The sequence below is a fragment of the Mesorhizobium sp. ORM8.1 genome, from assembly GCF_053005525.2.
The window spans coordinates 2,973,512-2,990,249 of the sequence record NZ_CM132600.1 but is presented as its reverse complement, the minus strand read 5'-3'; the positions used below and the strand labels follow the sequence as shown (position 1 = coordinate 2,990,249).

Below are 16,738 nucleotides of genomic sequence, written 5' to 3'. Positions count from 1 at the left end.
CTCAAGTGGTTCACAGCGGCTTTACGGCCCATCGATCCAGGCTGCTGTCACGCAGCTCGCGGATGGATTTGAGACGCTCTTTGTCAAGGAACCACGTCATGCCGGCAACAATGCGCCCGGGCAGCGCCGGGCCGGCATAGATCATGCCTGTGTAGAGCTGGACGAGATCGGCGCCGGCGCGGATTTTCTCCAGCGCCGTCTCAGTGGAGTCGACACCGCCGACGCCGATGATCGCCATGTCCGGCCCGAGCAGCTTGCGCATCCTGGCCAGCACCGCCGTCGAGCGCTCGAACAACGGTTTTCCCGACAGCCCACCAATTTCATTCGCCGCCCCCGTGCTGCGCAGGCCCGCGCGCGAAAGCGTTGTGTTGGAGACGATGATGCCGTCCAGTTGCTTCTCGCTCACCTCGGCGGCGATGTCTTCCAGCTCAGCTTCGACGAGATCCGGCGCGATCTTGAGGAAGATGGGTGGCTGCGCGGAGGCGGCCGAACGTGCCGCCATCACCCGCGACAGAAGCTCACCAAGTTGCTCGCGCGCCTGCATGTTGCGCAGGCCGGGCGTGTTCGGCGAGGAGATGTTGACGGTGAGGTAGGAGGCGTAGGGCGCGAAGCGGGCAACGCCGCGCTCATAGTCACCGGCGCGGTCGGTGCTGTCCTTGTTGGCGCCGATGTTGACGCCGACAATACCGCCGCGTCCCTTGCGCGCGGTAAGACGTTTTTCGGCCGCCGCGTGCCCTTCATTGTTGAAACCAAGCCGGTTGATCACCGCGTCATCCGCCGTCAGCCGGAAGATGCGCGGCTTGGGATTGCCGGCCTGCGGCAGCGGCGTGATGGTGCCGACCTCGGCGAAGCCGAAGCCCAGCCCAAGCAATGCGTCCGGCACTTCGGCGTTCTTGTCGTAGCCGGCGGCCATGCCGAGCGGATTCGGAAAGTCGAGGCCACAGAGACTGACCTTGAGCCGCGCGTCACGCCTCGGCGGCGAGGCGACCGGCAGGCCGCAGCGCAATGCTGCGATCGACAGTCCATGCGCGGTCTCCGGATCGAATGAAAAAAGCAGCCTCTGGCCGATCCGGTCGAGCACGCTCATTCGCCCTCCAGCACAGGAAATTGATGCTGCCCATCGGCGCCGAGCGGCAGCGGTTTTGCCCAGAGGACAGCATCGAGGCCGAGCGGCGCGTAGAGATGCGGGAACAGCGCGCCGCCGCGTGACGCTTCGTATTTCAGCGCGTCACCCAGCTTCGTCTCGTCGATCGCAATCAAAAGCAGGTCCGCCTGTCCTGCAAAATGCCTGGCCGCCGTCTCGCGCACTTGGGCTGCGGTGGAGAAATGGATGAAGCCGTCGACGACATCGATCGGCGCGCCGCCGAAGCCGCCATTCTCCTCGGCTTCGCGCCACAGCGCCTCGGGCGCGATCTTGTAGATAATCTGAGACATAGTCGCGCTATAGTCCGAACCCGAGGCATGGGAAAGGCTCAAGCGCAGTTCTTCCCCATTTCCGGCGCAAACCTGCGATACTGGTTTCGAGCAATGGCTCATGGAGGACAAAACATGCGTCTTCAGCACATTCTGATCCCCGCGGCGCTCTGTTCGCTGGTCGCCGCCACCGCCTATTCCGAGGAGACCGACCACTACCGGCTGGAGAAATCGGCCAATGGCTATGTCCGCATGGACACCCGGACCGGCGCCATGTCGATCTGCGAGGAGCGCTCCGGCCAGCTCGTCTGCAAGATGGCGGCCGACGAGCGTGCCGCCTATCAGGACGAGATCGACCGTCTCGATGGTTCGATCAAGGCGCTCGACGAGCGCGTCGCCAAGCTCGAGAACTCGCTCTCCGCGCAGCTGGAATCCAAGCTGCCCAGCCAGGAGGATTTCAACAAATCGCTGGGCTACATGCAGCAGTTCTTCCGCACCTTCAAGGACATCGTGAAGGACATGGACAAGGAAGACGGCGACGGCGGCGCCAAGCTGAACCAGAAGACCTGAGCCATGGCGCCGCACGGAATTGCGCAAAACAGAGCGTCGGAGCGGTTCCGTTTGCTGAACCGTTCTGGGGAAAAACCCGCGCGCCGCCTTTGCCGCTTGAAAACGCGCCGCGCCGCCGCATAATCGTTAGGGTCCCCGCAAGAAGCAGACAATCATGATGGGATCGGGGGAGGGATATTTGCCGTCGGGCCACACCTTTGTCATTGCCGACGACCATCCGCTTTTTCGCGGCGCCTTGAAGGAGGCGCTGGCCGGTATCGGCAACGTCGCCGCCATCCACGAGGCCGGCGATTTCGAGAGCGCCAAGGCGCTGGTGCTGGCCAATGAAGATATCGACATGGTGCTGCTCGACCTGTCGATGCCTGGCGCCAGCGGTCTGTCCGGCCTGATCTCGTTGCGCGGCATCCATCCGGCGGTGCCGCTGGTGGTGGTGTCGGCGCATGACGACCCCGTCACCATCCGCCGTGCCCTCGATCTCGGCGCTTCCGGCTTCATCTCCAAATCGGCAAGCATGGAAGAGATCCGCGGCGCGGTGCAGGCGGTGCTCGCCGGCGATATCGCCGCGCCCACCGGCGTCGAGCTCGGCGTCGAGCGCGACCCGGAGATCTCCGACCTGATCAAGCGGCTGCGGGCGCTGACACCGCAGCAGACGCGCGTGCTCGGCATGCTCGCCGAAGGGCTGCTCAACAAGCAGATCGCCTATGAGCTCGGCGTCTCCGAGGCAACCATCAAGGCGCATGTCTCGGCCATCCTGCAGAAGCTCGGCGTCGACAGCCGCACCCAGGCGGTGATCCAGCTGTCGAAGATCGGCGGCGACCCGCTGCAGCCGGTGGGCTAGAGCAATTCCAGGAAAAGTGTGAAGCGGTTTTCCGCCCGGAATTGCGTCAAAACAAAAGAGCAATTCCAGGAAAAGTGTGAAACGGTCGGGCTCGGCGGCTTCGCCGTAGCCTCCGTCCGGAATTGCGTCAACAAAGATAGCCCGTTCAGTCGGAACACTGTACTTCGGCCTGGCGCTCGGATCGAAGGTTGAAGATCGCAAAGCCGATTGCCGCCATGATCCAGACGCCGATGCCGCCATAGAGCATCACCCAGCCGAAGCCATTGACCAGCGCATCATGGGCGACGTCGTCGGAAAGCCCCGGCACCGGATTGCCGGCCGCGATCCCTTCGGCGAACCGGTAGAGCCTTGCATCGTGGAGATCGGGCAGCGCGGCCTTCAGATGCGCCAGCACCCCGCTCGCTACGATGAAGCCCATCACCGCGATGTTCACGGCCAGCGAGATCATGCGCGCGCTCATGTCGATGCCGGATGCCATGCCGGCGCGGTCGCGCGAAACCGAGCCCGTCGTCGTGTTGGTGACCGGCGTGTTGGTGATGCCGAGGCCGGCGCCCGCGACCAGGCAGCCGGGCAGCATGGTCAGCCAGCTGGCATGAGGGGCAGCACTTCCCCACTTCATCAGCATGAAGCCGGCGCCGATGGTGGCGAGTCCCACTGGAATGATGATGCCCGGCCGGTAGCGCAGCGACAGCCGCTCGGCCAAAGGCGGCATGGCCAGCGTCGGCAGCGTGTAGGCGAGCAAGGCAAGGCCGGTGGCGAAGCTGTCCAGGCCAAGCCCGGCATGGAACCAGATCGGCAGGTAGATCATGAACGGCCAGTAGCTGATGTTCATCGCCGCCGAGCCGACGATGGCGCCGGAGAACGGGCGGATGCGGAAGACGGTGAAGTCGAACATCGGCCGCTTGCTGACCTTTTCGGCGATGAGGAAGGCGATGAAGCTTGCGATCGACAAGCCGAGGATCGCCAGCGCCGCCGGGCTAGCAAAACCCAGCTCCGGCCCCTGGGTGATGTAGAAGACGAGGCAGAAGACGGCAGGCGAGAGCGTCAGGATGCCGGCAAGGTCGAGCTTGCCCGCTCCGGGGTCCTTCGATTCATGCACGCCGAACAGAGCGAGCAGGAAGGCGGCGATCGCGACCGCCACATGGATGAGGAACACCCACTGCCAGCTCGATAGGGCTACGATGCCGCCGCCGATGATCGGGCCAAAACCGAGGCCGACGCCAAAGATGACGCCCCACCAGCCCCAGGCGATGGCGCGTTCGCGGCCTTCCTGGAATTCATGCGACAGCACGGCCAGTTGGCAGATCAGCATCGCGCCGCCGCTCAAGCCTTGCAGGAAACGGGCGGCGATCAGCATCGAGACATTGTCGGCCAGGCCGCAGATCAGCGAGGCGAGGCCGAAGGCGACGATGGAGACCAGGAAGACGCGCTTGCGTCCATAACGGTCGGCGATCGTGCCGATCGCCATCAGCACGGTGGTGACGGCGATTGTGTAGGCGTTCATCACCCATTGCAGTTGCTTGAAGTCGGCGTTCAGCACCTGCTCCAGCGTCGGCAGGATGGTGGGAACGCTGGAGATCTCCAGGCCGAACATCAGGCAACCCAGGCATGCGGCCAGCAGAACGACGATGCCTCGGCGGGTGAGGACAGTGGGCATGATCAAGCCTTTCGACTTCTTAGGGCGTTTCACCGAAACGGTGAAACGCCCTGTCTCTTGTTTTGACGCAATTCCTGACGGAAAACCGCTCCACACTTTTCCTGGAATTGCTCTGGGCGGGGACGACTCCGCATGACGGCCGCCGCGCTCAATCCAAACTAGGACAGGCTTGATCATTTTAGAATTGCATGATTGGCTATTTCAGTGACAACAAAACGAGATAACTGACATGACGCTGGACGTAGATGCGGTGAAAGCTTTCATCGCCGTCGCCGAGTTGCGCAGCTTCACCCGCGCCGCCGAAGCCCTTGGCAACACGCAAGGCGCAATCAGTGTCAAGCTGAAGCGCCTGGAGGAGAGGATCGGCGAAAAACTGATCGAACGGACGCCGCGGCTGGTGCGCCTTTCGACGCGAGGCGCGGTGTTCCTGGAGCCGGCGCGCGAGCTGCTTGCCGCGCATGACCGTGCAGTCGCGAGCCTCACTGCTGTTCGCCGCCGTTTTCGGCTTGGCATCGCCACTCATGTCGGCGGCGCCGAAGTGCCGACCTTGCTGGCGCGGCTCAGTGCGCATGACCCGGCCCTCACCATCGAAATGCGGCTCGACGATTCGCGCTACCTGCTCGACGCCTTCGATCGCGGCGATCTCGATGCCGCGATCGTCCGCCGTGAAGACGACCGCCGCGACGGCGAGGTGCTGGCGCCGGACCATTATGGCTGGTACGCCGCGCCCGACTTCGTCTACCGCGCCGACGAGCCGCTGCGGCTGGCCGCCTCCTCGCCATCCTGCGGCATCCGCAACATTGCCACCGGTGCGCTCGATGCCGTCGGCGTACCATGGACGGAAGTGTTCCTCGGCTGCGGCTCTTTTGCCGTTGCCGAGGCCGTTTCGGCCGGTCTTGCCGCGTCGGTCTTTTCCTACCGGCTGGCGCCGCCCGGCACCATTGAGGTCAGCCGCAAATTCGGCCTGCCGCCATTGCCGCCGTCGCAGATCGTGCTGCTTTCCACACTCTCCGATCCTCAATCGCGCGAGGCGCTGCGGACGCTTGCCATGGCGTTTCGCGAGCATCGTCCGTCGCCGGCGGCCAACGGCGCGAAGCCCCGCTTCCGCAACTCGCAGATGGTCGACAGCCAACCCTGAGGCTGCCGGCTTTTGCCTGAGCCGCGATGCCTCAGCGATAGTTTTCCACGACGGAGCCATCCGCTGGCGTTGCATTGTCCGTCGTCACGCCGGGCGCCGTTCGCGCCCGTCCAATCGCGGCGCCAAGGCCGAGCGATGCGATCGCCACCAGCGGAATGCCGGCGATCCAGGGCAGGCGTGGCGCCAGGCGAACTCAGCTGAGCCGCATCGACAGCTCGACGTCGTCGCCGAACGGCGTCGACATGTAGCCGGCCGACGGCGAGCGCACGCGCTGCAGATAGTCCGGCGAGAAATCGGCGTTGTCGGCGATGACCAGCGCGCCCGGCCGCAGCCGGCTTTCGACCAGCTCCAGGATTTCCGGATAGAGCGCCTTGGCGCCATCGAGCAGCAGAAGATCGATCGTCTCCGGCAGGTCGGCGGCGAGCGTTTCCAGCGCGTCGCCTTCGCGCACTTCGACCAGGTCGATGAGGCCGCCTTCGGCCAGATTGGCCTTGGCGCGCGTTACCTTGGATGGCTCGAATTCTGTCGTGATCAGGCGGCCGCCGCCATTGTCCCTGAGCGCGGCGGCCAGATACAGCGTCGAGATGCCGAACGAGGTGCCGAACTCGACGATGATGCGCGCGCCGGTGCTGCGCGCCAGCATGTAGAGCAGCGTGCCGGTCTCCGGCGAAACCGCGAGCCAGAGGTCCTTCAGATTGCCGTAGAATTCACGATACTCGGTCTTGCTGTTGACGAGGCGCGCCCGCTCCTCACTCGAATATTGCGCTATAGCCGGGCTGGTCGCGGCATTGGCTTCCGTGAAGAGGCGCCCGAGCAGCGGCAAAAGTGGGGTAAGGGTGGTCATGGCTATCTCCGGTCAATGCATTCTTGTGTCGTCTCAAAAATACGAACAATCCTTCAGGTTTCCAATTCGCATTCCCGAGCGCGTCGATGATCCAACGCACAAGCCCTTCAATTTCCACCCGAAAACAGCCCAAACAGGCTCGCGCCACAGAGCTTGTCGCGGCCATTTTGCAGGCGGCTGCTCAGGTTTTGGCGAGCGAAGGAGCGCAGCGTTTCACCACTACGCGCGTCGCCGAGAAGGCGGGCGTCAGCGTCGGCTCGCTCTATCAATATTTCCCGAACAAGGCGGCGCTGCTGTTCAGGCTGCAGAGCGACGAATGGCGACAGACGACCGATTTGTTGTGCGGCATCCTGCAGGATTTCGAACAACCGCCGCTAGGGCGCATCCGCACACTGGTGCATGCCTTCATCCGCTCGGAATGCGAGGAGGCCGCGGTGCGTGGCGCGCTGAACGACGCGGCACCTCTCTACCGCGACGCGCCCGAGGCGCAAGAGGCCAAGGCCATGGCGGACCGCACCGTCCGGGCCTTTACGCTGGAGACACTGCCCGAGGCCCCGGAAACTGTTCGTTCCATGGCCGCAGAGTTGATCATGAAGACGCTCAGTGCCATCGGCGCGGATTTTTCGTCAAAAGAACGGACATCGTCGGAGATCGAAACCTGTTCCGACGCGCTCGCCGACATGTTCTGCGCCTATCTCAGAAGCCTTGGGCACCGAGGCTGAGGTACTCTCCAGAGATCACTCCGCCGCCGATGCGAGCGGCCTGACGCGCGCCATCATCGAACGCAGCACCGCTGGCTTCAGCGGCTTGTTGATCACCGCTATGTCGAGCTTGCCTGCCGCGGTGCGCACCTCGCTGGAGCGGTCGGCGGTGACCAATACGCAAGCCAGGTCCTGCCCATACACGGCACGCAGTGCGTCGATGGCTTCGAGCCCGGTGCCGCCGTCGAGATGATAGTCGGCAAGCACGATATCCGGCCTCGGCATGCCCGGTTTTAACGGATCGCCCGATCCCGAAGCCGCCGCGACGCGGCAGCCCCAACCTTCGAGTAGCAACCGCATGCCATCGAGGATGCGGGTGTCATTGTCGATGCACAGCACATTGAGCCCGGCAAGCGACGAGGCGGCGCGCGCCGGTGTCTTCATGATCTCACGCGGCGGCGCCGCAACCGCCGCGACAGGCAGGATGACGGAAAAGCGCGTGCCCTTGCCCGGATTGGAGAAGATGCGGATTTCGAGCCGCAGCACCCGCGCGATGCGGTCGACGATCGAGAGGCCGAGGCCAAGGCCCTCGGCCTCGCGCACGCCTTCGTCGAGCCGGGTGAATTCGTGGAAGACGGTGTTGAGCTTGTCGCCGGCGATGCCGATGCCGGTGTCGATCACCTGGATTTCGGCCAACTCGCCGCGCCGCCGTACGCCGACCAGGATGCGGCCCTCGCGCGTGTATTTGATGGCGTTGGAGACCAGGTTCTGGATCAGCCGGCGCAACAGATTGCGGTCGGTCGTGACGCCGAGTGACGACGGCATGATCTTGAGGTCGAGTTTCTTTTCAGCGGCGAGGGGCCGAAAATCATTGCCGATCTGGCCAAGCAGCCCGCCGAGATTGAAGGCGGTGTCGTCGGGTTTCATCGCGCCGGCGTCGAGGCGTGAGATGTCGAGCACCGCGCCAAGGATGGTCTCGACCGATTCCAACGAGGATTCGATGTTGATCGCCGCCTTGCCGGCCGGACCCTTGCCGGCCTTTTCGATCAGCGACGAGCAGTAGAGCCGCGCGGCGTTGAGCGGCTGCAGGATGTCGTGGCCGGCGGCGGCGAGGAAGCGCGTCTTGCCGAGATTGGCCTCCTCGGCCAGCATCTGCGCCTGCGCCAGCTCCTCGTTGACGCGGGTGAGCTCGATGGTGCGCGTCTTGACCCGCTGCTCCAGCGATTCATTGGCTCGTTTCAGCGCCAGGTCCTGCTCGACGCGGCCGGAAATGTCGGCATAGGTGGCCACGATGCCGCCGTCGGGCATCGGGTTGGAGCGCAGCTCCAGGATGCGGCCGCTTGTCTTGAGCTCCATCTGCCAGGGGCTGACGAAGCTGGTCAGCCGGTTCAGCATCGAAACCCGCTGTTCGGTGGGAATGTCGCCGCGCTCGGCAAGGTGGCGCAGGATCTGGTCGAGCGACACGCCGACCTGGCCCATCTCGTCGGGCAGATCGAACAGCGCCCGGTATTGCCGGTTCCAGCAGATCAGCCGGAAATCGCGGTCGAAGACGGTGATGCCTTGCTCCATCTGGTCGAGCGCGATCTGCAGCAAGTCGCGATTGTGCTGCAGCGCTTCGGTGGCGTCGTCGAGCAGTTTAAACGCGTCTCGCGAGTCGCGATCGTTGCGGCGGAAAAGCAGCGACAGGATCAGCCGCGCCGAGGACGAGCCGACGGCACTTGCCAAAAGCTGCTCGGAGAAGCGGATGACATCCATGCTGGCTTGTTCGGTGCCGTGCAGGGAGACTTTCGCGTTCTTCTCGAAGGACTGGAAAGAACGCTCGGTGCGCTCGACGCCGAGATAGCGGGAAATGGTGTCCTTGAGGTCGTTGACGGTGACGGCGGTGCGGAAGCGGCGCAGGCTGGGCATCGGGCCGGCCTCGCGCGGCACGAAGATCGCTGCCTGGATGCGCTCCAGCGGTACGGACGCACGCGACAGCGAGCCGAGTACGAAGAACAAGGCATTTACCGAAAGGCTCCACAGCACGCCGTGGTTCAGCGGCTCGCCGAGCGTGCCGAACAGCGCTTGTGGCCTCAGCGCCTCAAAGCCGAACAGGCCATGCACGAGGATGTCGGCATTGGCGCCGACGAGCGAGGGCAGGAGCAGCGTGTAGCTCCAGACCGCGATGCCGGCGACCATGCCGAGCGCCGCGCCCCGGCCGTTGGCGCGGCGCCAGATCAGCCCGCCGATCAGCGCCGGCGCGAACTGCGCGATGGCCGCGAACGACATCAGTCCGATCGAGGACAGCCGCGCGCTGTCGGTGCTCTCGCGGTAGTAGAGGAAGGCGATAAACAGCAGGATGAAGATCGAGGCACGGCGCACGTTGAGGATCAGCGTCGACCAGTCCTCGTTTTCCGAGGCGCTGGTCTTGAGCACGCGGCGCACGAACAGCGGGATGACGAGGTCGTTGGAGATCATGATCGACAGCGCGACGCTCTCGACGATGACCATCGCGGTTGCCGCCGACAGGCCGCCGATGAACGCGACCATCGCCAGCACGTCGTGGCCGTTGAACAGCGGCAGCGACAGCACATAGAGATCGCTGCTGGTCCTGGTGCCGACCAGCGACAGGCCGGCAAAGGCGATCGGCAGCACGAACAGGTTTATCGCCACCAGATAGAGCGGGAACACCCAGGTCGCGGTGCGCAACTCGGCCTCGCTGCGGTTTTCGACGATGGTGACGTAGAACTGGCGCGGCAGCATCAGGACGGCAAAGCCGCTCAACCCCGTCAGCACCAGCCAGGTGGCGAGCGAAGTGTTGTAGCTCATCGCCTGCCGCACCTGGCCATTGGCGGCGAGCTTGGCAAACATGTCGCCTGGGCCGCCGAAGATCAGGAAGGTCACCACCAGGCCGATGGCGAGGAAGGCCGCGAGCTTGACCACCGTCTCGACCGCCACCGCCAGCATCAGCCCGTCCTGGTGTTCGGTCGCGTCGGCATGGCGGGTGCCGAACAGCACGGCAAACAGCGCAAGCAACATGGCAACGACCAGCGAGATATCGCTGACGAACGGATCGAAGCTCGGCGGCGAGCCGGTATAATGCTCGACCATCAGGCTGACGGAGCCGGAGATCGCCTTCAACTGAAGCGCAATGTACGGCACCGCGCCGATGGTGGCGATCACCGTCGCGATCGCGGCGACGGTGAAACTTTTGCCGTAGCGCGCGCCCAGAAGATCGGCGATCGAGGTGATCTTCTCGCTTTTGGCCAGCTTGACCATGCGGTTGAGCAACGGAAAGCCGAACACGAACACCAGCACCGGGCCGGTATAGATGCCGAGGAACTCGAGCCCGCGCTCGGAAGACAGTCCGACCGAGCCGAAGAAGGTCCAGGAGGTGCAGTAGATGGCGAGGCTCAACGCATAGATGAACGGCCGCGCCCGGCCGAACCCGGCCGTTGCCGCGCGCCGGTCGCCGACGCTGGCAATGGCGAAAAGCAGCGTCACATAGGCAATCGCGATGATGACGACGAACCAGCCTAGCACGGCCCGCACTTCCTCCCTAGAGCATGATGCCGAAAAGTGGGTAGCGGTTTTCGGGCGACATCATGCTCTATTTCATGATTTAAACCCGTTTTCTCCTCCGGCGCTCACAACGCAACCACAGCTCCAGCCCCGAGTCCACCGCGGCTTTCGGCGCATATGTCGTTGATGACGCTGCGTAAACACAAAGCGGTGCTTTGCCCCTTTTTCCAGTTTTGCAACCGGGGGTTTTTGTTAAGGTGGACAAGGGTCGGCGCCGAAGGACACCGGTGAGGCGGCAGCGCGGCCCGTCAAGGAGGGTCGAATGCTGAAAGAATTCCAGGAATTCATTTCTAAAGGCAATGTGATGGACTTGGCCGTCGGCGTCATCATCGGCGCCGCCTTCGGCAAGATCGTCGATTCGTTGGTTAACGACATCATCATGCCCTTCATTGGCGCGCTTGGAGGCGTCGATTTTTCCAACTACTTCATTGGCCTGTCGCACAGTGTGACCGCCACCAACCTAGCCGATGCTCGCAAGCAGGGTGCTGTCTTTGCCTATGGCAATTTCATTACGGTGGCGCTGAATTTCGTGATCCTTGCCTTCATCATCTTCCTGATGGTCAAGGCGGTGAACAATTTGCGCAAGCGGCTTGAGGCCGAAAAGCCCGCCCCTGCCGCCGCGCCGCCGCCAGCCGATGTCGCGTTGCTGACCGAAATCCGCGATCTTCTCGCCAAGAAATAGTCTTCCGGCGAAGGTTCTGGACCAAAACCCCGGCCGCCCGCGGCCGGGGTTTTCTGTTCGGCAATCTGGTAAGAGCCCTGCCGAGACGAATCCGGATTTGCTCATGACCCTTATCGAAACCTTGCGCACTGAGGCCCGCGCGGCGCCCGAAAGCGGCATTGTCGCCGTCGTCAATTACGGCCGTACGCGTGACGGCATGATCCCGCTCTGGGCCGGTGAAGGCGACCTGCCGACGCCTGACTTCATCTCGCAAGCCGCTGCGCGCGGGCTCGCTAATGGCGAAACCTTCTACACCTGGCAGAAGGGCATTCCCGAACTCAGGCAGGCGCTCGCCCGCTACTACGCCAGGCATTTCGGCAAGAGCTTCCCCGAAGAGCAGTTCATCGTCACCGCATCCGGCATGCATGCCATCCAGCTCGCCATCGACGCGATCGCCGGCAGCGGCGACGAGGTGATCTATCTCTCGCCGGCCTGGCCGAATTTCGCCGCCGCCGCAGGTGTGGCGGGCGTTGTGCCGGTGCCGGTGGTCCTCGACCAATCCGGCAATGGCTGGTCCTGCGATGTCGAGAGGATCGCCTCCGCCATCACGCCGCGCACGAAGGCGCTGTTCATCAACACGCCGTCCAATCCGACCGGTTGGACCGCCGATCGCGAAACGCTGCAGACGATCCTGGATCTGGCCCGTGCGAAGGGCCTCTGGATCATCGCCGACGAGATCTATTCGCTGTTCCATTACGGCCATGGCCGCGCGCCGTCCTTCCTCGATATCGCCACTGCTGAAGACCGCATCCTGTTCGTCAACAGCTTTTCCAAGAACTGGGCGATGACCGGCTGGCGCGTCGGCTGGATCAAGACCCATCCCGCGTTGCAGCAGGTGTTCGAGAACCTGATCCAGTACTCGACCTCGGGCGTCGCGCAATTCATGCAGCGTGGCGCGGTCGCCGCGCTGGACGAAGGTGACGGCTTCATCACCGAGCAGGTGGAGCGGGCAAGGGCGGCGCGCGACCTGGTCTGCGGCATCCTGGGCGCCACCGGCAAGGCGCGCTTCACAGTGCCGCAAGGCGCCTTCTATCTGTTTTTCACGGTCGACGGCATCACCGATTCCCGCACCGCCGCCTTCGACATCGTCGACAACGCCAATGTCGGCCTGGCGCCGGGTACTGCCTTCGGCCCCGGCGGCGAGGCCTTCCTCAGGCTATGCTTCCACCGCCGCCTCGATCAGCTCGAGGAAGCGGCGCATCGGTTAGCGACGTGGATGAAGACTGTTTGAGCTATGTGAAGCCGGATTGAAACCCGCTCCGGTGAGTCAGCCGGTGAGGCTTTCGAGAACCGGAGCGCAGCGGACATTCAGGTCCGTGAGCACCGGAAGCGCAGAAAGTCGCAGCGGATGGCCGCCGGAGCGGGTTTCAAACGGCTTCAGCCGCCTGACTTCGGCACCAGGAGTGGAACAACCCGGTCGCTCTTGGCCACGGCTGGCCGTCCGGCCGAGCCGTAGGAAATGCCCAGCGCATCCCAGGTCTCGACCAGCGCGTCCTGCAATTCGGCGATCAGCGCGTCGGAGTGGAACGGCGTCGGCGTGATGCGCAGTCGCTCCGTGCCGCGCGGCACGGTCGGATAGTTGATCGGCTGGATGTAGATGCCGTGCACGCCGAGCAGGCGGTCGCTGGCCATCTTGCAGAGCTCGGGATCGCCGACCAGCACCGGCACGATGTGGGTGGCCGATTCCATCACCGGCAGGCCGGCGGCGGAGAGGATCTGCTTGGTCGTGGCCGCCTGGCGCTGCTGCGCGTCGCGCTCGGTCTGCGAACGCTTGAGATGCCGGATCGAGGTGGTGGCGGCCGCGGCGATCGCCGGCGGCAGCGCGGTGGTGAAGATGAAGCCCGGCGCGTAGGAGCGCACGGCATCGATGACAGCGCTGGTGCCGGTGATGTAGCCGCCCAGCGTGCCGAACGCCTTGGCCAGCGTGCCTTCGATGATGTCGATGCGATCGGCCAGGCCCTCGCGCTCGGTGATGCCGCCGCCGCGCGGTCCGTACATGCCGACCGCATGGACCTCGTCGATATAGGTCATGGCGTTGTAGCGCTCGGCAAGCTCGACGATCTCTCTGATCGGGGCGATGTCGCCGTCCATCGAATAGACGCTCTCGAACACGATCAGCTTGGCGCGCTCTCTGCCCGCCGCCTGCAGCAGGCTTTCCAGATGCGTGACGTCGTTGTGGCGGAAGATCTTCTTTTCGGCGCCCGAACGGCGCACGCCTTCGATCATCGAGGCGTGGTTGAGCTCGTCCGAGATGATCAGGCAATTGGGCAAAAGCCGGGCGATGGTCGAGATCGACGCCTCGTTGGAGACAAAGCCCGAGGTGAAGACGAGTGCCGCCTCCTTGTCGTGCAGGTCGGCAAGCTCATGCTCGAGCTCGACCAGCGGGTTGGACGTGCCGGAAATGTTGCGGGTGCCGCCGGCGCCCGAGCCCATCTTGCCGGCCGCGTTCTGGAAGGCGGCGATGACATCGGCATTCTGGCCCATGCCGAGATAGTCGTTGGAGCACCATACGGTTATTTCCTGGGCGCGCCCATTGGAGCGCCAGATGGCGCGCGGAAACTTGCCCACGATACGCTCGAGGTCGGCGAAAACGCGGTAGCGCCGCTCGGCATGGAGCTGGTCGATCGCGTCTTCGAAGAACCGCTGATAATTCATGTCAGCATCCCAGTTTTGCGCCGGATCATAATCATAGCCCCAAGCCACGTAAACCGGACCGAACCGGTCAAAATGCCACGCCCCGAGCCTGTTCCTAACGATGCCGGATCGTGGCCTATTCCCGACGGTGTGCAGGAACTTCGTTTCGATACAATGCCTCGGGGCGGAGGAACTGTTACGGATTTAACATTCAGGGTGTAGTGGGCTTGCGACGGGGTTTCCAGCACGGCGGCTGTTGAGACAGTTTCCGATAAATCTTGATCAACGAGGACACGACATGACGGTTTTGGTGACAGGCGGTGCCGGTTATATCGGCAGCCACATGGTCTGGGAACTGCTCGACGCAGGCGAGAGCGTCGTGGTGCTCGACCGGCTTTCCACCGGTTTCGAATGGGCGGTGGCGCCGGAAGCGAGGCTGGTCGTCGGCGATGTCGCCGACCGCGAACTGGTCGGCCAGGTTATCCGCGAGAACAAGGTCGACGCCATTATCCATTTCGCCGGCTCGATCGTCGTGCCGGAATCGGTCGCCGACCCGCTTGCCTATTACGAGAACAACACCTCGAAGACCCGCACGCTGATCGAGACCGCCGTGCGCGAGGGCGTGCCGCATTTCATCTTTTCCTCGACCGCCGCCGTCTATGGCGGCGCCGGGCTGGAGCCGGTGCGCGAAGATGCCCGCCTGGCGCCGGAATCGCCCTACGGCCTGTCCAAGCTGATGAGCGAATGGATGCTGCGCGACGCTGGCCTGGCGCATGACATCCGCTACACGGCGCTGCGCTATTTCAACGTCGCCGGCGCCGATCCCAAGGGCCGCACCGGACAGTCGACGCCCGGCGCCACGCATCTGATCAAGGTCGCCTGCGAGACGGCGCTCGGCAAGCGGCCCTTCATGCAGGTTTTCGGCCAGGACTATCCGACGCCGGACGGCACCTGCATCCGCGATTACATCCATGTCAGCGACCTTGCCGCGGCGCACCGGCTGGCGCTGCAGCGGTTGCGCGAGGGTGGCGCGAGCCTGGTCGCCAATTGCGGCTACAGCCACGGCTATTCGGTGCTGGAAGTGATCGACAGCGTGCGCCGCGCCTTCGGCCATGACTTCGATGTGCGCATGGGCGACCGCCGTCCGGGCGACGCAGCGGCCGTGGTGGCCAATTCCGACCTTGCCCGCAAGGAATTGGGCTGGGCGCCGCAGCGCGACGATCTCGACCTCATCGTCAACGATGCGCTGGCTTGGGAACGCATCCTGACGACCAAGAATTCAGTTCGAACCTAACCTGTTGGGCCAAGGGCTCGCGGGGTGGGTTCTTAAGCGCTATTGAGGCTTCTTCAGGCGGCGCATAGAGGTGCGCCGTCGGCATGAGCCTCGAGGGACGGCATGAAAATCGTGGTGCTCGGAGCCGGCGTGGTTGGCACGGCGGCGGCTTATTATCTCGCCGCCGACGGCCATGAGGTGACGGTCATCGAGCGTCACGAAGCCGTGGCGCACGGCACCAGCCAATCCAATGCCGGCCTGGTCTCGCCGGGCGACGCCACCGCCTGGGCCTCGCCAGCGGCGTTGAAAACCTTCCTGCGCGGGCTCTGGAACCACGACCTCGGCATCAAGGTCAGGCTGAGCTTCGATTCGTATTTTTATGCCTGGAGCTTGCGTTTCCTGCGCGAATGCACCGTCAAACGGCTGCGCGCCAACACCGACATCAAGCTGAGACTGGCGCTCCACTCCCGCGCGTGCATCAACGCCTTGTCGGAGGCGACCGGCATTCACTACGACGAGCGCAAGAAGGGCATCCTTTATTTCTTCCGCTCCCAGAAAAGCCTCGACACCGGCACCGACAATTACCGCTATCTGGCCGAGCATGGTCTGCCGATCGAGATCGTCGGCCGCGAGCGCTTGGCCGAATTGGAGCCGGGGCTGGCCGGCGTCAAGGATAAGATCGCCGGCGGTATTTATTCGCCGATCGACCAGACCGGCGATTCCAAGCAGTTCACCGACAATCTCGCCGCCTATGCGGCCGAGAAGCTCGGCGTCAAATTCCTGTTCGGCACGACGGTCGAAGGTCTCGACACCGAGGGCGACCGGGTGCGCGCCGTGATGACCTCGGCCGGCGCGGTCGCGGGCGACGCCGTGGTCATCTCGATGGGGCCTGAAAGCGGCCTGCTCGGCCGCCGCTACGGTATCGACCTGCCGGTTTATCCGGTGAAAGGCTACACCGCGACCATTCCGCTGGAGGATGAGAGCAAAGGGCCGACCATGGGCGGCGCCGATGAGGACCGGCTGATCGGCTATTCGCGGCTGGGCAACCGGCTGCGCATGTCCTCGACCGCCGAGTTCACCGGCTTTGACCGCAGCTTCAAGCCGAGCGATTTCAGGACCATCCTGGAAACCGGCAAGGATCTGTTCCCCGGCGCTTTCGACGAGAAGAAAGCCGTGCTGTGGGCCGGCTTGCGGCCGATGATGCCGAACTCGGTGCCGGTGATCGGCCAAGCGAAGTATCGCAACCTCTATCTCGACACCGGCCACGGCCATGTCGGCTGGACCATGGCTTGCGGCTCTGGGCAATTCCTGTCGGATATTGTGGCGGGCCGCAAGCCAAGGATTGATCCGCGGGGTTTGCTCTACGGAACAGCGCGCTGAGCTGATTG

Annotated in this window: 15 protein-coding genes; 9 read left to right on the top strand and 6 right to left on the bottom strand. The window is 64.0% G+C overall.

All coding sequences use genetic code 11. From position 1 onward, the window contains the following. Nucleotides 1–10 precede the first annotated feature (10 nt). Together ACVDG8_RS15170 and ACVDG8_RS15165 are read right to left on the bottom strand one after the other, a co-directional pair. Nucleotides 11–1,087 carry a quinone-dependent dihydroorotate dehydrogenase gene (locus ACVDG8_RS15170; RefSeq protein ID WP_447255377.1) on the bottom strand — a complete coding sequence of 359 codons (1,077 nt, stop codon included), beginning with the start codon at nt 1,085–1,087 and terminating at the stop codon, nt 11–13. Further along, nucleotides 1,084–1,434 carry a DUF952 domain-containing protein gene (locus ACVDG8_RS15165; RefSeq protein WP_447255376.1) on the bottom strand — a complete coding sequence of 117 codons (351 nt, stop codon included), beginning with the start codon at nt 1,432–1,434 and terminating at the stop codon, nt 1,084–1,086. The genes ACVDG8_RS15170 and ACVDG8_RS15165 overlap by 4 nt, the downstream gene beginning before the upstream one ends. A gap of 114 nt (nt 1,435–1,548) precedes the next feature. Here ACVDG8_RS15165 and ACVDG8_RS15160 point away from each other — a divergent pair, with 114 nt between their 5' ends. Next, on the top strand, nt 1,549–1,983 hold the full coding sequence (locus tag ACVDG8_RS15160) for a hypothetical protein (protein ID WP_447255375.1): 435 nt from the start codon (nt 1,549–1,551) through the stop codon (nt 1,981–1,983). Nucleotides 1,984–2,161: 178 nt separating this feature from the next. Next, nucleotides 2,162–2,821: a response regulator transcription factor gene (locus ACVDG8_RS15155; protein ID WP_447257354.1), complete on the top strand. Its 660-nt coding sequence runs from the start codon at nt 2,162–2,164 to the stop codon at nt 2,819–2,821. Nucleotides 2,822–2,966: 145 nt separating this feature from the next. Here the strand turns inward: ACVDG8_RS15155 and ACVDG8_RS15150 are convergent, their stop codons facing one another. After that, a complete protein-coding gene (locus ACVDG8_RS15150) occupies nt 2,967–4,478 on the bottom strand; it encodes an MFS transporter (RefSeq protein WP_447255374.1) in 1,512 nt (503 codons plus the stop codon). On the opposite strand from ACVDG8_RS15150, the gene ACVDG8_RS15145 reads away from it, so the two are divergent. Then, nucleotides 4,477–4,614 carry a hypothetical protein gene (locus ACVDG8_RS15145; protein WP_455707774.1) on the top strand — a complete coding sequence of 46 codons (138 nt, stop codon included), beginning with the start codon at nt 4,477–4,479 and terminating at the stop codon, nt 4,612–4,614. The two genes, ACVDG8_RS15150 and ACVDG8_RS15145, sit on opposite strands and share 2 nt — an antisense overlap. A gap of 93 nt (nt 4,615–4,707) precedes the next feature. After that, entirely contained in the window at nt 4,708–5,616 is a 909-nt protein-coding gene (locus ACVDG8_RS15140) for a LysR family transcriptional regulator (protein WP_447255373.1), read from the top strand. 193 nt (nt 5,617–5,809) lie between these two features. On the opposite strand, the gene ACVDG8_RS15135 is transcribed toward ACVDG8_RS15140, so the two are convergent. Next, nucleotides 5,810–6,460 carry an O-methyltransferase gene (locus ACVDG8_RS15135; protein ID WP_447255372.1) on the bottom strand — a complete coding sequence of 217 codons (651 nt, stop codon included), beginning with the start codon at nt 6,458–6,460 and terminating at the stop codon, nt 5,810–5,812. Nucleotides 6,461–6,546: 86 nt separating this feature from the next. On the opposite strand from ACVDG8_RS15135, the gene ACVDG8_RS15130 reads away from it, so the two are divergent. Further along, nucleotides 6,547–7,182 (top strand): TetR family transcriptional regulator, encoded by a 636-nt coding sequence (locus ACVDG8_RS15130; protein WP_447255371.1) that lies wholly within the window; start codon nt 6,547–6,549, stop codon nt 7,180–7,182. 15 nt (nt 7,183–7,197) lie between these two features. Here ACVDG8_RS15130 and ACVDG8_RS15125 read toward each other — a convergent pair whose 3' ends face one another. After that, entirely contained in the window at nt 7,198–10,683 is a 3,486-nt protein-coding gene (locus tag ACVDG8_RS15125) for a PAS domain-containing hybrid sensor histidine kinase/response regulator (RefSeq protein WP_447255370.1), read from the bottom strand. A gap of 301 nt (nt 10,684–10,984) precedes the next feature. On the opposite strand from ACVDG8_RS15125, the gene mscL reads away from it, so the two are divergent. Together mscL and ACVDG8_RS15115 are read left to right on the top strand one after the other, a co-directional pair. Next, complete coding sequence (gene mscL / locus ACVDG8_RS15120) at nt 10,985–11,404, top strand: large conductance mechanosensitive channel protein MscL (RefSeq protein ID WP_447255369.1); 420 nt, start codon at nt 10,985–10,987, stop codon at nt 11,402–11,404. 103 nt (nt 11,405–11,507) lie between these two features. Continuing rightward, the gene (locus ACVDG8_RS15115; protein ID WP_447255368.1) at nt 11,508–12,674 is read left to right on the top strand and encodes a pyridoxal phosphate-dependent aminotransferase; all 1,167 of its coding nucleotides are present in this window, start codon (nt 11,508–11,510) and stop codon (nt 12,672–12,674) included. A 146-nt stretch (nt 12,675–12,820) separates the two neighbouring features. On the opposite strand, the gene hemA is transcribed toward ACVDG8_RS15115, so the two are convergent. Beyond that, nucleotides 12,821–14,098 carry a 5-aminolevulinate synthase gene (gene hemA, locus ACVDG8_RS15110; RefSeq protein WP_447255367.1) on the bottom strand — a complete coding sequence of 426 codons (1,278 nt, stop codon included), beginning with the start codon at nt 14,096–14,098 and terminating at the stop codon, nt 12,821–12,823. Nucleotides 14,099–14,375: 277 nt separating this feature from the next. Between hemA and galE the strand changes: the two genes are divergently transcribed. Both galE and ACVDG8_RS15100 read left to right on the top strand, forming a co-directional pair. Continuing rightward, the gene (gene galE, locus ACVDG8_RS15105) at nt 14,376–15,371 is read left to right on the top strand and encodes a UDP-glucose 4-epimerase GalE (RefSeq protein WP_447255366.1); all 996 of its coding nucleotides are present in this window, start codon (nt 14,376–14,378) and stop codon (nt 15,369–15,371) included. A 102-nt stretch (nt 15,372–15,473) separates the two neighbouring features. Further along, nucleotides 15,474–16,730, top strand: a complete 1,257-nt coding sequence (locus ACVDG8_RS15100) for a D-amino acid dehydrogenase (RefSeq protein WP_447255365.1) — start codon at nt 15,474–15,476, stop codon at nt 16,728–16,730. Nucleotides 16,731–16,738 lie beyond the last annotated feature (8 nt).